This is a genomic window from Faecalimonas hominis, assembly GCF_054660755.1.
Window position 1 is genome coordinate 1 of sequence record NZ_BAAHSH010000053.1, and the last position, 17,151, is coordinate 17,151.

General features: G+C 37.3%; 15 protein-coding genes and 1 tRNA gene. 1 reads left to right on the plus strand and 15 read right to left on the minus strand.

From position 1 onward, the window contains the following. Positions 1-44: 44 nt before the first annotated feature. The 4 genes from ACYQ35_RS09850 to ACYQ35_RS09865 form a co-directional block, all read right to left on the minus strand. Positions 45-132: transfer RNA gene (locus ACYQ35_RS09850), tRNA-Ser, on the minus strand. Positions 133-241: 109 nt separating this feature from the next. Further along, positions 242-952, minus strand: coding sequence for a lysophospholipid acyltransferase family protein (locus ACYQ35_RS09855; RefSeq protein WP_459832931.1), 711 nt, complete (start codon positions 950-952; stop codon positions 242-244). Positions 953-957: 5 nt separating this feature from the next. Beyond that, on the minus strand, positions 958-1,509 hold the full coding sequence (locus tag ACYQ35_RS09860; protein ID WP_459832934.1) for a Fe-S-containing hydro-lyase: 552 nt from the start codon (positions 1,507-1,509) through the stop codon (positions 958-960). Position 1,510: 1 nt separating this feature from the next. Further along, positions 1,511-2,356 (minus strand): fumarate hydratase, encoded by an 846-nt coding sequence (locus tag ACYQ35_RS09865; protein WP_459832937.1) that lies wholly within the window; start codon positions 2,354-2,356, stop codon positions 1,511-1,513. 166 nt (positions 2,357-2,522) lie between these two features. Here ACYQ35_RS09865 and ACYQ35_RS09870 point away from each other — a divergent pair, with 166 nt between their 5' ends. Then, positions 2,523-2,963, plus strand: coding sequence for a C-GCAxxG-C-C family (seleno)protein (locus ACYQ35_RS09870; protein ID WP_009461933.1), 441 nt, complete (start codon positions 2,523-2,525; stop codon positions 2,961-2,963). A 67-nt stretch (positions 2,964-3,030) separates the two neighbouring features. Here the strand turns inward: ACYQ35_RS09870 and ACYQ35_RS09875 are convergent, their stop codons facing one another. From ACYQ35_RS09875 to gyrA, 11 genes are all read right to left on the minus strand, one after another. Then, positions 3,031-3,495 (minus strand): superoxide dismutase family protein, encoded by a 465-nt coding sequence (locus ACYQ35_RS09875; protein ID WP_009461931.1) that lies wholly within the window; start codon positions 3,493-3,495, stop codon positions 3,031-3,033. A 128-nt stretch (positions 3,496-3,623) separates the two neighbouring features. Continuing rightward, positions 3,624-3,878 carry a hypothetical protein gene (locus ACYQ35_RS09880; RefSeq protein WP_459832945.1) on the minus strand — a complete coding sequence of 85 codons (255 nt, stop codon included), beginning with the start codon at positions 3,876-3,878 and terminating at the stop codon, positions 3,624-3,626. 8 nt (positions 3,879-3,886) lie between these two features. Next, positions 3,887-4,957 carry a galactose/methyl galactoside ABC transporter permease MglC gene (locus tag ACYQ35_RS09885; protein WP_009461928.1) on the minus strand — a complete coding sequence of 357 codons (1,071 nt, stop codon included), beginning with the start codon at positions 4,955-4,957 and terminating at the stop codon, positions 3,887-3,889. 15 nt (positions 4,958-4,972) lie between these two features. Continuing rightward, entirely contained in the window at positions 4,973-6,472 is a 1,500-nt protein-coding gene (locus ACYQ35_RS09890) for a sugar ABC transporter ATP-binding protein (protein WP_009461927.1), read from the minus strand. Positions 6,473-6,573: 101 nt separating this feature from the next. Beyond that, entirely contained in the window at positions 6,574-7,698 is a 1,125-nt protein-coding gene (locus ACYQ35_RS09895) for a galactose ABC transporter substrate-binding protein (protein ID WP_009461926.1), read from the minus strand. Positions 7,699-7,811: 113 nt separating this feature from the next. Beyond that, positions 7,812-8,780: a substrate-binding domain-containing protein gene (locus ACYQ35_RS09900; protein ID WP_009461925.1), complete on the minus strand. Its 969-nt coding sequence runs from the start codon at positions 8,778-8,780 to the stop codon at positions 7,812-7,814. Next, positions 8,767-10,494: a cache domain-containing sensor histidine kinase gene (locus ACYQ35_RS09905; protein ID WP_459832955.1), complete on the minus strand. Its 1,728-nt coding sequence runs from the start codon at positions 10,492-10,494 to the stop codon at positions 8,767-8,769. The genes ACYQ35_RS09900 and ACYQ35_RS09905 overlap by 14 nt, the downstream gene beginning before the upstream one ends. Continuing rightward, positions 10,475-12,079: a response regulator transcription factor gene (locus tag ACYQ35_RS09910; RefSeq protein ID WP_009461923.1), complete on the minus strand. Its 1,605-nt coding sequence runs from the start codon at positions 12,077-12,079 to the stop codon at positions 10,475-10,477. Before ACYQ35_RS09910 ends, ACYQ35_RS09905 begins: the two co-directional genes overlap by 20 nt. Then, positions 12,067-12,984: a DMT family transporter gene (locus tag ACYQ35_RS09915; RefSeq protein ID WP_459832960.1), complete on the minus strand. Its 918-nt coding sequence runs from the start codon at positions 12,982-12,984 to the stop codon at positions 12,067-12,069. The genes ACYQ35_RS09910 and ACYQ35_RS09915 overlap by 13 nt, the downstream gene beginning before the upstream one ends. After that, a complete protein-coding gene (locus ACYQ35_RS09920; RefSeq protein WP_009461921.1) occupies positions 12,968-14,587 on the minus strand; it encodes an amidohydrolase in 1,620 nt (539 codons plus the stop codon). The genes ACYQ35_RS09915 and ACYQ35_RS09920 overlap by 17 nt, the downstream gene beginning before the upstream one ends. 79 nt (positions 14,588-14,666) lie before the next feature. Continuing rightward, on the minus strand, positions 14,667-17,147 hold the full coding sequence (gyrA, locus tag ACYQ35_RS09925; protein ID WP_009461920.1) for a DNA gyrase subunit A: 2,481 nt from the start codon (positions 17,145-17,147) through the stop codon (positions 14,667-14,669). Positions 17,148-17,151 lie beyond the last annotated feature (4 nt).

The window sequence follows — 17,151 nt, forward strand, 5'->3', positions numbered from 1 at the left end:
TTTCATTTTTTTGAATTTTATTTTTCTCAGTTGTTTTTTCAAAGCGGAGAAAGAGGGATTTGAACCCTCGCGCCGGTTACCCGACCTATACCCTTAGCAGGGGCACCTCTTCAGCCTCTTGAGTATTTCTCCTGAAGTGTTTTTCAATATGATATACACTTGTTGTTCACAGTGCATTATTGATTATACTAGAGGTTTTATAACTTGTCAATGTTTTTTTTACATATTTTTTACTTCTATTTTATTCTTCTCTTTCTACAACTTTTGCAATACGTTTTTTTACTTCAATTGCTATCTCAGTTGTCTTCATATCTTTGTATTCTTCATATAACATAGGTTTTAAAAAATGTACTTCCACATTGACAGGTTTAATTGAATTTGTATCAAACGGTTTAAATGAATTTACAAGTGCAACCGGGACAATAGGACATTTTGCTTTTGTAGCCGCCTTAAAACTTCCGCCCTTGAAGTCTAATAATTTATTTCCCAGTTTGGAGCGTGTACCCTCCGCAAAGATTAGGTAGTTTCTTCCTGATGCCACTTCTTTTGATACGTCGATGATTATCTGCATGGATTGTCTTACGTCATCTCTGTCAATCAGATACGCTTTCATACAGGCAAATACCTGCTTTAAAAACTGAATATTTCCCACTTCTTTTTTAGCCACAACAGAAAAAGGTACATCACATGCCTCAACTATTGCAAGTACATCATACAATCCCTGATGGTTTGGGTAGAACATAAATCCATTTTCTTTTGGAATGTTTTCTTTTCCGAAAACATCAATATGCACATTTCCGCCTTTGTTTGCGCGAAAAACAATAAATCGTAACATATCATATCTCTTCTGCTCCGAATATTTCTCTACATGTGAAGCGTAATAACACAATTTGCACCACATATACGGAACTAATATAATATTTCTGAACACCATTAATAAAATTCTTTTCATTTTATTTATCCTTCTTTATATTCTTCTATTGCCATTTCATACAGATTATTTCCCTCGCTGTCAATTACAACGATAACAGGAAAGTCCTCTACTTCTAATCGTCTGATTGCTTCTGTTCCTAAATCATCGTAAGCGATTACTTCTGACTTTTTGATACATTTTGACAATAACGCTCCGGCTCCGCCTACTGCCGCAAAATATACCCCTTCATTCCTTATAATTGCATCTATAACCTCTTGACTTCTCTTCCCTTTACCTATCATTCCCGAAAGTCCTAAATCCATTAATCTGGGAGCATATTTATCCATTCTGCTCGCAGTTGTAGGACCTGCCGAGCCGATTACTTTTCCTTCTCTGGCAGGAGAAGGCCCCATATAATAAATAATTTTATCTTTTATATTAACAGGCAATTCTTCTTTTCTGTCTAATGTCTCATTCATTCTTTTATGCGCAGCATCTCTTGCCGTATAAATTTCGCCCGTAAGATAAACATAATCTCCTGCTTTTAATTCCCGAATAATTTCTTTTTGAATTGGTATTTGTATCTGCTTTTTCATTTTAAACCTCCCGAATAATATGTCTGTTTACATGACAACAAATATTAACTGCCACCGGAAGCCCTGCGATATGAGTAGGGTATGTGTTAATATGAACTGCAAGTGCCGTAGACGTTCCGCCAAGTCCTCCCGGTCCTATTCCCAACCGGTTAATTTTCTTAAGCATTTCTTCTTCCAATTCTTTTACATATGGTATTTCAGAATGCACTCCTGTTTCTCGTGTCAATGCTTCTTTTGCCATCAAGGCACATTTTTCAAATGTACCGCCAATTCCAACGCCAACTACCATTGGAGGACAGGCATTAGGTCCCGCATCTTTTACTGCTGTCAGTATTGCATTTTTTACCCCTTCTAAACTGTCTGCAGGTTTAAGCATAAATACGCGACTCATATTTTCACTTCCAAATCCTTTTGGGGCAACTTTTATCTTTACTTTGTTTCCCTCTACCATTTTATAGTGAATAACCGCAGGCGTATTATCTTTTGTATTTTCACGGATAATCGGGTCATTTACTACTGATTTTCTCAAAAATCCTTCCTGATATCCCTGACGCACTCCTTCATTTACCGCATCTTCTAATAAACCGCCTTTAAAATGAACATCTTGTCCTATTTCCAAAAAAACTACCGCCATTCCCGTATCTTGACAAATGGGAATCATCTCTTCTCCTGCAATTTCTAAATTTTCCTGTAACTGCTCTAAAATCTGTTTTCCAAGAGGTGAGCGTTCTGTATTTTTTGCATTTTCCATTGCACAAACCATATCCGATGATAGAAAATGATTTGCTTCAATGCACATTTCTTTTATTTGTTTTGTAATTTCATTTACATCTATCGTCCGTACCATATTTGCCTCCTGCTTTTTAATCTATTTAATTTTAATCATAGCATATGTACTTTAAATATAAAAGTCACTTCCTTATTTTAAAAATAATTTGCCTCTATTTACCACGCCATGATAAAATTTGATATAGGAATAAATTTTAAACTTTATTTTATAGGAGGATTTTATTATGACAACAAATATAGATATGCAGGCGTTAAGAAACGATGCTGTTGAAATTTTTAATCATGGATTTGCCTGTTCTGAGTCTGTTATTTACGCAATAAAAAAACATTTTGACTTGGATTTATCCGACGATGCCATTGCAATGAGTTCCGGTTTTCCATGGGGTCTCGGCGGAGGTGGCTGTATTTGCGGTGCTCTTGCCGGCAGCACAATGTGCATTGGCTATTTTTTTGGCAGACGTACGCCTAATGATCCTGCAATTCAGAAGTGTTTTGAATTAACAAATGAATTGCACGATTACTTTAAACAAACCTGTGGCGCTACCTGCTGTAGGATTTTAACTAAAGGATTAGAAAAAAATTCGCCGGAAAGAAAGGCGCAGTGCACACGATTTGTTGCGGATATAGTTCAAAAAACTGCTGAAATCATATTGAGAGAATTGTAAAAAGGGACAGGGTAAAACTTAATTGGGGACGTAGTGTTTTTGAATTTTACTACGTCCCTGTTCACATTTATTCCACAATTTCTCCGCAGGCTATTTTCATTCCTGCGTTTCCCGATGGCTGTGTTTTGAAATCATCTGCCATACCATGTATGATTACTGTTTTACCGACAACTTCTTCAGGGTAAAACCTATCCGTATATACGGCACTCCACGCTATTCCTTCATTTGCTAATAAAGGCGGTAAATCTCCCCTATGTTTTGGGTGTTCCGTTTTGTCCGGATTATAGTGCGCTCCTGCATTTTTAAAGGAATCTTCCATGTCTCCCGTACAATATTCCCCTTCATGTATATGGAATCCGTAAAAATTTCCGTTATCTTTTTCCTCTGTATTTGGCAAACCATAAATTTCCGCAACAACAAGTGTGCCATTATACATTCCGTAAAAATATACATTTCCATATATTTTGGAGTGTGCTGCATCTCCTCTAACCTGTGCGTATGCGTCCGGCATACCGTTTATATTTCGCATCATATTATTCCCTCCCTTATCAGTATATTCTTTAACTATTGATTTGCTAAAAGTTTTTTACCTGCAAAAAGGGACAGGGTAAAACGCAATTGGGGACGTAGTGAAATTTAAAAACACTACGTCCCCAATTGCTATTTATTCTCATTCTCTTTATTTTTTTTATCGTCATATTCGGCTTTACTTATCTTATAACCTCTTACCACACTAAATACAATTAGTACTACGCCAATAACTGCAAATGCAATCATTGCCACAAACAATACGAGTTGTTCTGAACCCGCACTGTCTGATAAGCCTTTAAAGATACTATATGCCATATAAAGAATATAAAGTCCGGCCATGCCATAAATTGCCAGCCTTCCTTTTTCTCTTGCTTTGTCGCTCATAACTTCTCCTATTTACGAACAAGGTATTTTCTCATATCGATTGCACAAGCAACTAAGATAATTAAACCTTTGATTACATACTGTAAGTTCTGGTTGATTGATAAGAAGTTCAATGCTACGAAGATGATACGAAGGATAAATACACCCATTACAACGCCACGGATTTTACCAGTACCACCTACGAAAGATACACCACCGATAACGCAGGCTGCGATAGCATCACATTCATAGTTAAGACCTGTATTTGCCTGGTTTGAACCGATACGTGCTGCTTCAATGAAACCTGTTACAGCATACATTGCACCAGCTAATGTATGTACTAAAATAATTGTTTTTGCAACGTTTACACCAGATACGTTTGCTGCTTCCTGGTTTGAACCAACAGCGAACATGTTTTTACCAAATGAAGTTTTATTCCAAATAAACCACATTAAAATAACAATGATACAAGCGTACCAAACGTAGTTTGGAATCGGAACACCATCAATCTTTAATACACTACCTGTTACAAAGTCTTTGAAAGACTGGTCTAAACCTGATAATGGCTGTCCGTTGTTTCCGTTTAACATAATGTACATTAACAGAACACCATATACGATCAACTGAGTTGCCAATGTAACAATAAATGGGTGTAACTGGAAGTGAGCTACGAAGAAACCGTTAACTACACCGACAATCGCACCAACTAACACTACGATTAAAATAACGAGTGGAATTGGTAATACCGGTAAATCCGGGAAAATTTTTGTTGGATAATCAACAGCCTGTAACAATGATGCTGAAATACATGCTGTAAGACCAACTACACGACCTGCTGAAAGGTCAGTACCTGTAAGTACGATACACCCCGCAATACCAACAGCGATTGGAATATTTGCTGCTGAAAGTGAAATAATATTTACGATAGATGATGTACTAACAAATTTAGGGTTCTGTACTGCAGTGTAAATAACTGCAACGATAATTAAGAAATATAACGCATTGTTTAACGCAAATTCCTTCCAATATGTTCTTTTATCTTTGCTGTCTAAGGCTTTGTAACTTGCCTGACGTTCTTTTATATTTGCAACTAATCTCATAAAAACGCTCCTCCTCTATACAAATTTTGCCGCAAGGGTCATAATCTCTTCCTGTGTCGTCTCTTTTGCATCTACTTCTCCTGCAAGGCGTCCGCCTGACATAACAAGAATTCTATCACAAATTCCAAGTAATTCCGGCATCTCCGAAGAAACTACCATAACGACTTTTCCTTTATTTGCTAAATCAAGTATTAACTGATAGATTTCATATTTAGCACCAACGTCAATACCACGTGTCGGTTCATCAAGAAGAAGAACTTCCGGTTCTGTTAGAAGCCATCTTCCAAGAATAACTTTCTGTTGGTTACCACCTGACAGAGAACGGATTTTCGTTTCCTGAGTAGGTGTCTTTGTATGCATTGCATCAATAGACCATTGTGTATCCTTTTTCATTGATTTCTCACTTAAGTAAACACCGGCCTTTTTATGTTTTTTCAAACTTGAAATAACTGTGTTTTCACGAATACTTAAAATTCCAAAAATACCTGTTGCACGTCTTTCCTCTGTTAATAATGCAAAACCATTTTTAATTGATTCTCTTGAATTACGATTTTTAACTACTTTACCATCTAATTTAATTGTACCTGAATGTCTTGTAGCGATACCGAAAATATTTTCCAATGTTTCTGTACGTCCACTTCCATCTAGTCCGGCAAGACCTACAATTTCTCCTTTTCTTACATTAAAGGAAACATCTTTTAATGAAGAATACTGCGCTGTTAAGCCTTCTACCTCTAATGCAATTTCTCCCGGTTTATTTGTTTTTGGCGGGAACTGGTTTGTCAATTCACGACCTACCATTAATCTGATGATATCGTCCATAGATAATTCATCAGCAGGTTTTGTTGCAACCCATGTACCATCACGCATGATAGTAATTTCATCAGAAATTCTCTTAATTTCTGCCATTTTATGCGAAATATAAATAATACCTACTCCGCGGTCTCTTAACATATTGATAATCTTAAATAAATGTTCTACTTCTTCTTCTGTAAGTGAGGAAGTAGGCTCATCAAATACGATTACTTTTGAATTAAATGAAACTGCTTTTGCAATTTCAACCATCTGTCTCTGCGAAACCGGCATTGTGCTCATAACTCTTCTTGGATCTACGTCAATTTCCAACTCTTTGAAAATATCCATTGTATCCTGATAAATTTTCTTTTCATTTACCATGAGACCGGCAACTTTCGGATAACGTCCAAGCCAGATATTATCCATTACGTTACGTTTCAGAGCCTGGTTCAATTCCTGATGCACCATTGCTACACCGTTTTCCAATGCCTCTTTAGAATTTTTAAAATCTACTTCTTTTCCTTCTAGTTTAATTGTTCCGCCATCTTTTTTGTACATTCCAAACAGACATTTCATCAGTGTCGATTTTCCTGCACCATTTTCACCCATAAGTGCGTGTACAGTTCCCTTTTTTACAGTAAGGGAAACATCATTAAGTGCCTTAACACCCGGAAATTCTTTACTGATATGACTCATCTGCAAAAGAACATCGTTTGCCATGACCATTCCTCCATTCTTTTAGATTTTAGACTTTAGACTTTAAGAAAGCAGCCGTCAACTTTTGGCAGCTGCTTTCAATATTTGTTATTTTACAGTCCCGATTATTTACCTTCACCTGTGTAGATTCCGTATGGAATGTAGATTTTTGTACTAACTTCTTTAGATTTGTTGTATGAATCTGTTCCTTCCATTAAATCTTTTCCTTCAGATGCGTTCTTTGTTAAGTCAGCGATACATTTAGCCATACCTTCAGCGTCCTGTTTGATTGTACCAACCATTTTTCCGTCAGCGATTAATTTCTTAGCTGCGTCTGTAGCGTCTACACCAAATACAGGAATTGTTTTAGCTGCATCACCTTTGTTCCAACCTTTATCGTTTAATGCTGCGATAGCACCTTCTGCCATACCGTCGTTGTTACAGATAACAAGTTCGATCATGTTGTTGTTACCTTCATTGTACTGTGAAAGGTTTGTTGTCATGTAGTTGTTTGCTGCTCCAGCACTCCAGTTACCATCTTGGTCAACCTGGTATTTGTCTTTGTTAGATGCATCAAAGAACTGTAATTCTGGTTTTCCTGCTTCAACTAATTTTTTGTTAGCATCTTCTACAGCGTACTGTGTACGGTAAATTGCTTCAACATTTCCTAACTGTCCCATGAACATAGCGTAAGAAATTTTTCCATCTTTGTTAAGGTCTACTTTGTCATAGTTTTTAACTAAGTAATCACCAATCATTTCACCCTGCATATGTCCTGCTTCAGGAGCGTCTGTTCCAACGAATGCACATTTGTCATATGTGTTAAGAACTACACCTTCTTTTCCCTTAGGATCTTCTACTGCACGGTTGAAGAAGATTACAGGTACGTCTGCTGCTTTTGCTTTTTCAATTACCTGTGTAGAAGCATCATTTGAACCTGATGTTACGATGTTTACGATTAATAAGTTTGTTCCTGACTGAATTGCTGTATCAATCTGTTCGTTCTGTGTTGTCTGGTTACTGTTTCCATCATAATCCTGGTAATCAACACCCATGTCATCTAATTGTTTGTCAAGTGCTGTACGAACTGATGAAATATAAGTATCAGCATATGTGTAATAGAATACACCTACTTTTAAGTCTGATTTCTTTCCTCCATCTTTTTTACCATCGTCAGATGAACCACAACCAACGAGTGTTGCTGCTACCATTGCCACGCAAAGAACAGCTGCTAATAGTTTCTTTTTCATGATTGTTTCCTCCCTTTGCTAATCATTGATGAGGTTATTATAACACGAACTTGTACTTATTCCTATTAAATTATTTATTTTTTTTGTATGATTTTTTACGATTTTTATCAAATTTACTCAAATGCGAACAATGTTTTTTGATATTCGTCATCATACATATTCTCTCGTGTGGCACAAATTGTCTCCGTATCCACCTGTTTCCCCTTTATCGGAATTTCATTTAACAGGTTATATGCACTCTCCACTCCTAAGTATCCCATAGCATATGGATTCTGTACAATCAGTGCATCTACCTCACCTGTTTCCAACATTCCTACGGAGATGACATTATTATCAAAGGCGACTACCTGTATTTTGTCCTGTAGTCCCAATTCTCTGACCGCATATCCTACACCCAAACTTGTCCATTCATTGAAAGTCACAAGTACGTTCATTTCCTGATGTTCTTCCAAAAATTCTTTTGTCTGATTCTTCGCCTGTTCCACTGTAGAGATAACATTGATTGTTTCTACATTTTTCACACGATTGTCTTTTTTAACAAAGTCCTTAAAACCTCTTTCTCTCTCCTGACCGTTTCTTGAATTCTTATCAAAGTTTACAATCCCGATATTTAACTCTTCAGATTTGTTTTCCAATACGGCCTGACCTGCCATTTTACCTGCCTTATAGTTGTTTGTGCTGATTCTGCAATTTACCTTTTTACTGTTTACATCGCTGTCAATGACAATTGTTTTGATTCCCGCATGAGCGGCTTTATCTATCGCCTCAGCATTTGCATTATAGTCTACTGCCGAAAATACAATTGCATCATATTCTTCCTGAATTGCCTGCTCAATCATTTTATTTTGTGTCTTATAATCTTCCTCGTTTTTGGGACCTTCAAATAAAATCTCCATATTGTACGCCGTTCCGGCAGCATTTGCTCCCAAACTTACCGCTTTAAAAAAAGCAGAATCCGTTGATTTCATGATGACGGCAACTTTTCTTTTTTGTATATTTTCACTGTTTTCCATACCGCAGCCGGATATGAATAACATACAAATACAGAAAAAGGCAATTACTTTTTTCTTATTTTTCTCCATAATCGTTCTCCGTTATTTTTGGCATACTAATGGTTACTCTTGTTCCCTCGTCCAGTTCACTCTGTATAGTTAAACCATATTCCTCGCCAAAATAAATTTTGATTCGGTCATTTACATTTTTGATTCCGATTCCCACTCTGTCACCCGCATCTTTGTGTAAAATTTCTTCACACTGTTCTTCTGTCATTCCGACACCGTTATCCTCTACCGTAAAAATAATCCTATCGCCTTTTTGATGAATGCCGATATTTATTTTTCCTTCATCTACCATTCTGTCTATTCCGTGATAAATGGCATTTTCAATAATCGGCTGCAATGTAATTTTGTTACAGAGATAATTTAAACATTCCTCATCTACATCAAACGAATAGGTAAATTGATTTTTGTAACGGAAATTTTGGATTTTCAGGTAACTTTTTGCATGCTGCATTTCCTTTTCGATCGTAATCAGTTCATGTCCTCTGCTTATACTGATTCTAAACAGTTTTGCAAGAGAATTCACCATCTCAACAGCATCTTTATGCCGTTCTTCCTCACACAGCCATGCTATTGCGTCTAACGTGTTATAAAGAAAATGTGGATTAATCTGTGCCTGAAGAGCCTTCAATTCTGTTTTTCTTAACGTAACCTCTTCCTGTCTTACCTTCTCAACCAGTTCTTTAATTTGTACAACCATATGTTCAAAAGATTCTGTAAGGGAAGTGATTTCCGCCGTTCCCTCTATTGATTTGAACTCAAAATTATTTGTATCTTTTTCAAATTCCTGCATGGCATTTGCAAGTTCTCGGGCAGGATTGGAAAAAAGTTTAGAAAAGAAACGGATAATGAGTACCGTAAGTAAAACAACTATAAGAAAAATAACAGACAGTGTCTTCATGATGTGATTGACTTTATTTGTAATCATTTCATCAATATAACAGACACCTATAATTTTCCACTCGCAATTATCAAGCGACCGTACAGAATAAATTGCATCTTTCTCAACATGAGAACCGTCCTTTAAATAATTATATTCCTCTTCTTTTAATCCTGAATAAATCAACTGTTGCTGTGGGTGATAAATAATATCGCCCTTCTTGTCGGCAATGTAGCAATATCCGTGCTGGCCGATTCCTACATCGTCCATATAATTTGCAATCTGCGAAAACTGAATATCCAGCGCCACCTGAATAGTCTCTCCTTCAGAGTTCTTCATGTATTCTGAAATCGTAACAACCCACGGATAATAATCTTTAAACAGAGATTCCACATGCGGTTTTGTAACGTTTAGCATTTCCTCTTTCTCTTTTGGAACATTTGGATTAAAAGAAAGGTTTTCAACAATATTTTCTTTTAATTTTCCTCTGTCAGACCATGCTTTTAATAAATTTCCCTGTTCATCATATGTTGTAATTGCCACGATATCCTTTCGGATACTGATTAAGTTTTTCAGATACGTATCTGTATTTTCTTTTCCCCGGCTAATATTTTTCTGAATCATCTCCATCAAAATTTCCATGTCTTCAGTATAATTTTCCACCGTATTCTTTACCTGTAAAACAGCCTGTTCACTACTTGTAACTACATTTTCTTCCGTTGTGTTTTTGTAAATATTAACGAATGCAAAGAAGAACGTTACAGTCAGTACAAGCACAATCATGACAACAATCCCCGTCAGCATTTGCGAAAGAGAAATTTTTTTCATTATATTTCGTTTATTCTTTATTCTCTTCATAATTTCTCCTGCAGACATTCGGTGACATTCCCGTATACTTTTTGAAACAATAACTGAAGTAGTGCTGGTCGTTATATCCGCATTTTTCCGCTATTTCTCTTATTTTCATTGATGTACAGAAAAGCAATTCCTGTGCTTTTTCAATTCTTTTCTTTGTCAGCAAATCTTTAAATGTACTTCCGTTTTCTCTTTTGATTACCGCACTTAAATAGTTCGGACTTACCGAATTCTCACTGCTGACGTCCGACAAAGATAAATTTGGATCCATATATTGCTCATTGATAATGCGAATTGTATTTTCACATAACACTTCACTGCTCTTTTTTCGCTGTTCCGAGATAATGTTTCTCGCCATTAAACAGATTTCTTCGTAATATTTTAAAGTGGATTTTGTACTTCCGGATAAAACCGGCATACTGTAAAATGCAAAATTTTTCTGTATTCTCTGTACTGCGTCATTTCCGGCAACCGCATATACAACCTGAAAAACAGATGCAATCAGTTGTACAAATATGAAATTAATTGCCACCTTTGTAACCTTCCTCTGTTCGATCAACTTTCCAAAAGAAACAAAATATTCCTGAATTTCTTCCTGACTTCCACTTCTGATCAGATTTTCAATATCCTGAATCGTCTGCTGTACCAGTTCCTGATCCAGCGTATTCATTCTCTCCTCGTCACCGATAAAGTGAATATTTCTTCGGTTTTTCTTAGAATAACTTATGGCATTCATTGCCTCCAAATAGCACTCGTGGATACAGGACAAATCCTCACCCACACGGCTTACACCTATTGTACAGTTTAATTCCATAATACGTTCGACACTCTGGCTGATGTCCTCCACGATAATATGCAAATATTTATTAAATCCCGTTTTTGTCGCACTGAGAAGAGAAACTACTTTTCCATGCATATATACACTGGAATGTTTGACATATTTCTTTAAAATTGAATCAATGGCATTTACGCTTGTCCTGTCCGTACACACTTCCCCATCTTCATTTAAAATTCGTGTGACAAGAACAACATATTTCAGCACATCTAAATTTCCCGGTTCCAATACACCGCATTCCACTGCTTTTTCTACCAATCTCTTTTTTTCTTCCTCAGAGCGTTCTTTCTGAAAACTGTCCAACAATAAAGGCATTAAAAATTCTGATTTTTCCATTTTTTCAGAACTTGGCGTCTTCGTAGCAAACTCTTCAAATTTTCTTTCAATTTTTAATTTGATATTTTTCAGTTCTTTTGTAATGTCCCCCGATGAGATTGGCTTTAACATATAACTTACGATATTGTATTGAATTGCCTGCTGTGCATACGAAAAATCATCATATCCGCTTAAAAATGCAATCTGAATTGTCGGTCTGATTTCCCTTACCTGTCTTGCAAGTTCAATTCCCGATATAAACGGCATCTTTACGTCCGTAAGCAATAAATCCGGTTCCAGTTTTTCCACAAGTTCTAATGCATCTTCGCCGTTTCCGGCCTCTCCCACAACTTTAAACCCAATACTCTCCCAATCAATCTTTCTAATCAGAGAACGTCTGATTTCTTCTTCATCATCTGCAATGATTACTGTATACATTCATTCTTTCCTTTCTTTTTAGGCTGATAAATTTCTGAGCCTATCGCCCCCACAACGATAATAACTGCACCTGCTATCTGTAAAAAAGTCAGATGTTCATGGAAAATAAAAAATCCTACAAGTGTTCCGACTACAACTTCCAGTGCAGAAAGAATACTTGTTGTCGAAGCCTCCACATACTGTGTAGATTTTACACAGGCTGCATTTGCCACCATTGTACATAAAATTCCAATTCCAAATAAATCCCATATTAAATTTGTCATTGGCGTATTTGAAATATGTTCGGCAACCGAACCGAAATCCATTCCAAAAAGCAGTACAGATGCTGCTCCCAAAAATCCATAAACAAGTAACGTATCTCTATCATACTCTTTTGCGAAAAATTTAGGAAGTAAAATTTGCAATGCAACTCCAATTCCGTTAATAATTCCTGCTAAAATTCCTATGGCGTCCAGTTTTATCTCTCCTCCGCCGATAAGATTTGCCACAAGAATTGCACCTATAAAGCAGATGACAATCGTAACTATCTTACTTTTCTGTAATTTTTCCTTAAACATCACCGTTCCTAAAATCACAACCCAAATCGGGCTCATAAACATTAAGACAGTTGCCACTCCAACAGGAATGCGCGACACTGATACGCTATAACTTACAAAACTGATACTGTATGCGACCGCACCGTATAAAACACAGATGACAAGTCCTTTTATGTTAACTTTAAGTGCCGACGGTTTTGTCAGTAACAAGAAGATAAAATACGCTGCCCCCGCCAACGCACATCTAAAAAATGAAATTTCAATATTGGTAAATTGATTGTGAGATAAATCTCTCACAAAAATTCCCATAATCCCCCACATTACGGCAGTTGTGACCGCCAAAACAATTCCTTTACTCCGCTGATTCATTTGTATCTTCCCCATTTTTGTAAATTACTTTATTTTCTTTAATTGTCATCAGTACTTTTATGTCGGCAAGATTTTCTTTCTCTGTCTCCAGGGGATTTTTATCTAAAACAACAAAGTCAGCATATTTTCCTTTTTCGATTGTTCCCTTGTCATTTTCTTCAAAATATTGGTACGCACCGTAACTTGTAATTGCTTTTAGCGCCTCCAAAACGGAAATTCTCTGATTTTCTCCAATACTCTGTCCTGTTCTTGACACTCTGTTTACCGCACAGGAAACTGTACGCATCATATCCGGCGGAACAACCGGTGTATCCTGATGAAATGTATATTTCATTTTCAATTCCACGGCATCTTTTACCGGTGAAATCCGGCTTCCTCTTTTCTCACCAAAATTTTTCAGATGAATGTCCCCCCAGTAATATGTGTGGGCAACGAAGAAACTTGGTATCATTCCCATATCGGCCATTCTCTCTAACTGGTCTTTTCTTACAAGTTGTGCATGAACCATAACCGCACGATAAATATTTTTTTCTTTTCGCTCTCTTAATGCCTGCTCAAACATTGAAATATACTGTTCCGCAGCCGCATCGCCATTACAGTGAGCAAGCAACTGCTGTTTTTTATCTAACGCAAGGCAAATATATTTTTTCAGTTCGTCATTACCGTGAATCGGATAACCTTTATATTCTTTTTCATTCTCATACGGTTTTGTAAGCCACGCTGTTTTTCCCTGGGGTGAACCGTCCAAAAATACTTTAAATCCGCCTAACTTAAAATGATTTTTATACTTTCCGATATACTCCGGTTCTTCTTCAACTAAATCAGATGCCGTCATAATATCTGCATAACCGACTACATCTAACTGCAGTTTTCCCGTAGAGGAAACATATTTCAAAAGTTCAAATAACGGTTTGCCAACCATTCCGTCCTGAACGGTTGTCACCCCATAACCCGCATACATTTTCTGTGTGTCCTGAATACATGAAAGTAATGTTTCAACGGACTGCATCGGAAGTTTAGACTGAAATGTTAAAAACGCTTTTTCCTCCATATAGCCGTCAGGAATATTAGTTCCCTCTACTCTTCCATATCTTCCCCCTGCACAATCTTCTGTTTTCTCATCTATTTGCTGTATCTCCAAACCTTTACTGTTTGTAACTCCCATGTGGGAAGATGCATGGATTAAAAGAATAGGATTTACTTCACTAATCTGATCTAATACATCTTTGTCCGGGTGTCGTCCCTCTTCCAGAAAATTTTGGTCATAATTGCTGCCTATGATCCACGATTCATCAGACAGTTTTCTTTTTTCCTTAAATGCTCTCATTGTCTGAATAATGTCATCAAAATTTTTACAGAAAGATAAGTCACATTGTGTCATTGCATTTGCTGCCCCTACGAAATGTGAATGCGCATCTATGAATCCCGGAAGCATTGTCTTTCCTTGTAAGTCAATCACTTCGTCCGGTTCTTCCTGCAATTTTATAATCTCATTGTACTCTCCAACAGAAACAATACGTCCATTTTCTACACATACCGCCTCCGCATACAAATTTGACTCATTCATCGTAATAATTTTTCCGTTTACATAAAAAGTTTTCATATTCCCTCCGCAGTTCGTTATAGCAGAAAATCAGAGCAGATATAGAAATGTCTTTCTTATCCCCTCTGATTTTTATTTTTTATTCCACTGTTTCCTCTGCGTTTTCTTCCAACTCAGAAGAAGCTTCCCTTACTTTTGCAATACTTGCAACTTTTTCATCGTCATGTAAATTAATCAGTTTTACACCTGAAGTAATACGTCCCAGAACAGAAATGCTGTTACATTCCATACGGATAATAATTCCCTCCGTGTTAATAATCATTATTTCATTGTCTTCACTGACTGCCTTAACACCGACTACATTTCCTGTTTTTTCTGTAATCTTGTAGCATTTCACACCTTTACCGCCACGGTTCTGGCTTGTAAATTCGCTCATTTCCGTACGTTTTCCCATACCTTTTTCAGATACGATCAAAAGATGTTCTCCCTGTGTGTTTAACTGCATTCCAACAACTTCATCTCTGTCTCCCAAGTTCATTCCGCGAACCCCCATAGAAGTTCTGCCTGTTGAACGAACATCTTTTTCATTGAAACGGATACACTGACCGTATTTTGTCACTAAAATAATATCTTTTTCATTGTCTGTCGCTTTTACTTCGATTAATTCATCTTCTTCTCGAAGAGTGATTGCCGCAAGACCTGTTTTTCTTACATTTGCATAGTCTGTAATAGGTGTTTTCTTCACAAGACCTTTTTTCGTTGCCATAAACAGATATTCACCCTGCACATATTCTTTGATTGGGATAATGGCAGTAATTTTTTCTTCCGGCATTAACTGAAGCAGATTAATAATTGCCGTTCCCCTTGCAGTTCTGCCTGCCTCCGGAATCTCATATGCCTTCAGCCTATACACACGTCCCGTATTTGTAAAGAACATAACATAGTGGTGGGTACTTGTCATAAATAAATCCTCAATGTAGTCCTCCTCAAGAGTCTGCATTCCCTTTATGCCTTTTCCTCCTCTGTTCTGGCTCTTAAATGTATCTACCGTCATGCGTTTAATATAACCGAGTTTTGTCATTGTAATTACGACATCTTCTCTTGGAATTAAATCTTCCATGGAAATATCATACTCGTCAAATCCGATAGCCGTTCTTCTCTCATCACCGTATTTATCGCGGATAACAATGATTTCTTCTTTGATCACGCCCAATAATAATTTTCTGTCTGCAAGAATTGCTTTCAACTCTCCGATACGCTTCATCAGTTCGGCATACTCTGTTTCCAGTTTTTCTCTTTCCAAACCTGTCAGAGCACGCAGTCTCATATCGACAATTGCCTGTGCCTGCACTTCCGTTAAATCAAATGCTGCAATCAATCCTTCTTTGGCAATCTGTGTTGTCTTGGAACCTCTTATGATCCTGATAACTTCATCAATGTTATCGAGGGCAATCAATAATCCCTGTAAAATGTGGGCGCGTTCTTCCGCCTTATTTAATTCATATTTCGTTCTTCTTGTCACGACCTCCTCCTGATGTTTCAGGTAGTGGTTTAACATATCAAGAAGATTCATTACTCTCGGCTCATTATTTACTAAGGCAAGCATAATTACACCAAAAGTATCCTGCATCTGTGTATGTTTATATAACTGATTTAAAATGACATTCGCATTTGCGTCACGGCGAAGTTCAATACAGATTCTCATTCCTTCGCGGTTTGACTGGTCACTTAAATCCGTAATACCGTCAATTTTCTTATCACGCACAAGTTCTGCAATCTTTTCAATCAGTCTTGCTTTATTTACCATGTACGGAAGTTCCGTCACAACAATACGGCTCTTACCGTTCTGCATCGGTTCGATGTCCGTCACTGCCCGAACGCGGATTTTTCCCCGTCCCGTACGGTACGCTTCCTCAATCCCTCTTGTGCCGAGGATTGTAGCGCCTGTCGGAAAATCAGGACCTTTCACAATCTGTAAAATATCTTCGATTGTCGTTTCTCCCGTTTCTTCAATCTGGTCATCAATAATTTTTACAACCGCATTGATGACTTCTTTTAAGTTGTGTGGCGGAATATTTGTCGCCATACCGACAGCGATTCCCGATGTTCCGTTTACAAGAAGATTAGGAAATCTTGCCGGAAGAACGGCAGGTTCTTTTTCCGTCTCATCAAAGTTTGGTACAAAATCAACAGTATCTTTATTGATGTCCGCTGTCAGTTCCATGGAAATCTTACTTAAACGTGCCTCTGTGTAACGCATTGCGGCCGCACCGTCACCGTCCACTGAACCAAAGTTTCCATGTCCGTCTACAAGCGGATATCTCGTTGACCATTCCTGCGCCATATTAACTAACGCACCATAGATGGAACTGTCACCGTGCGGGTGATATTTACCCATTGTATCACCGACGATACGGGCACATTTACGATGTGGTTTGTCCGGACCGTTGTTCAACTCTATCATTGAATATAAAATTCTTCTTTGTACAGGTTTTAATCCGTCTCTGACGTCAGGCAATGCACGGGAAGCGATAACACTCATGGCATAATCGATATATGAACTTTCCATTGTCTTTTTCAGGTCAACATCATGAACCTTATCAAAAATATTATCTTCCATTTTT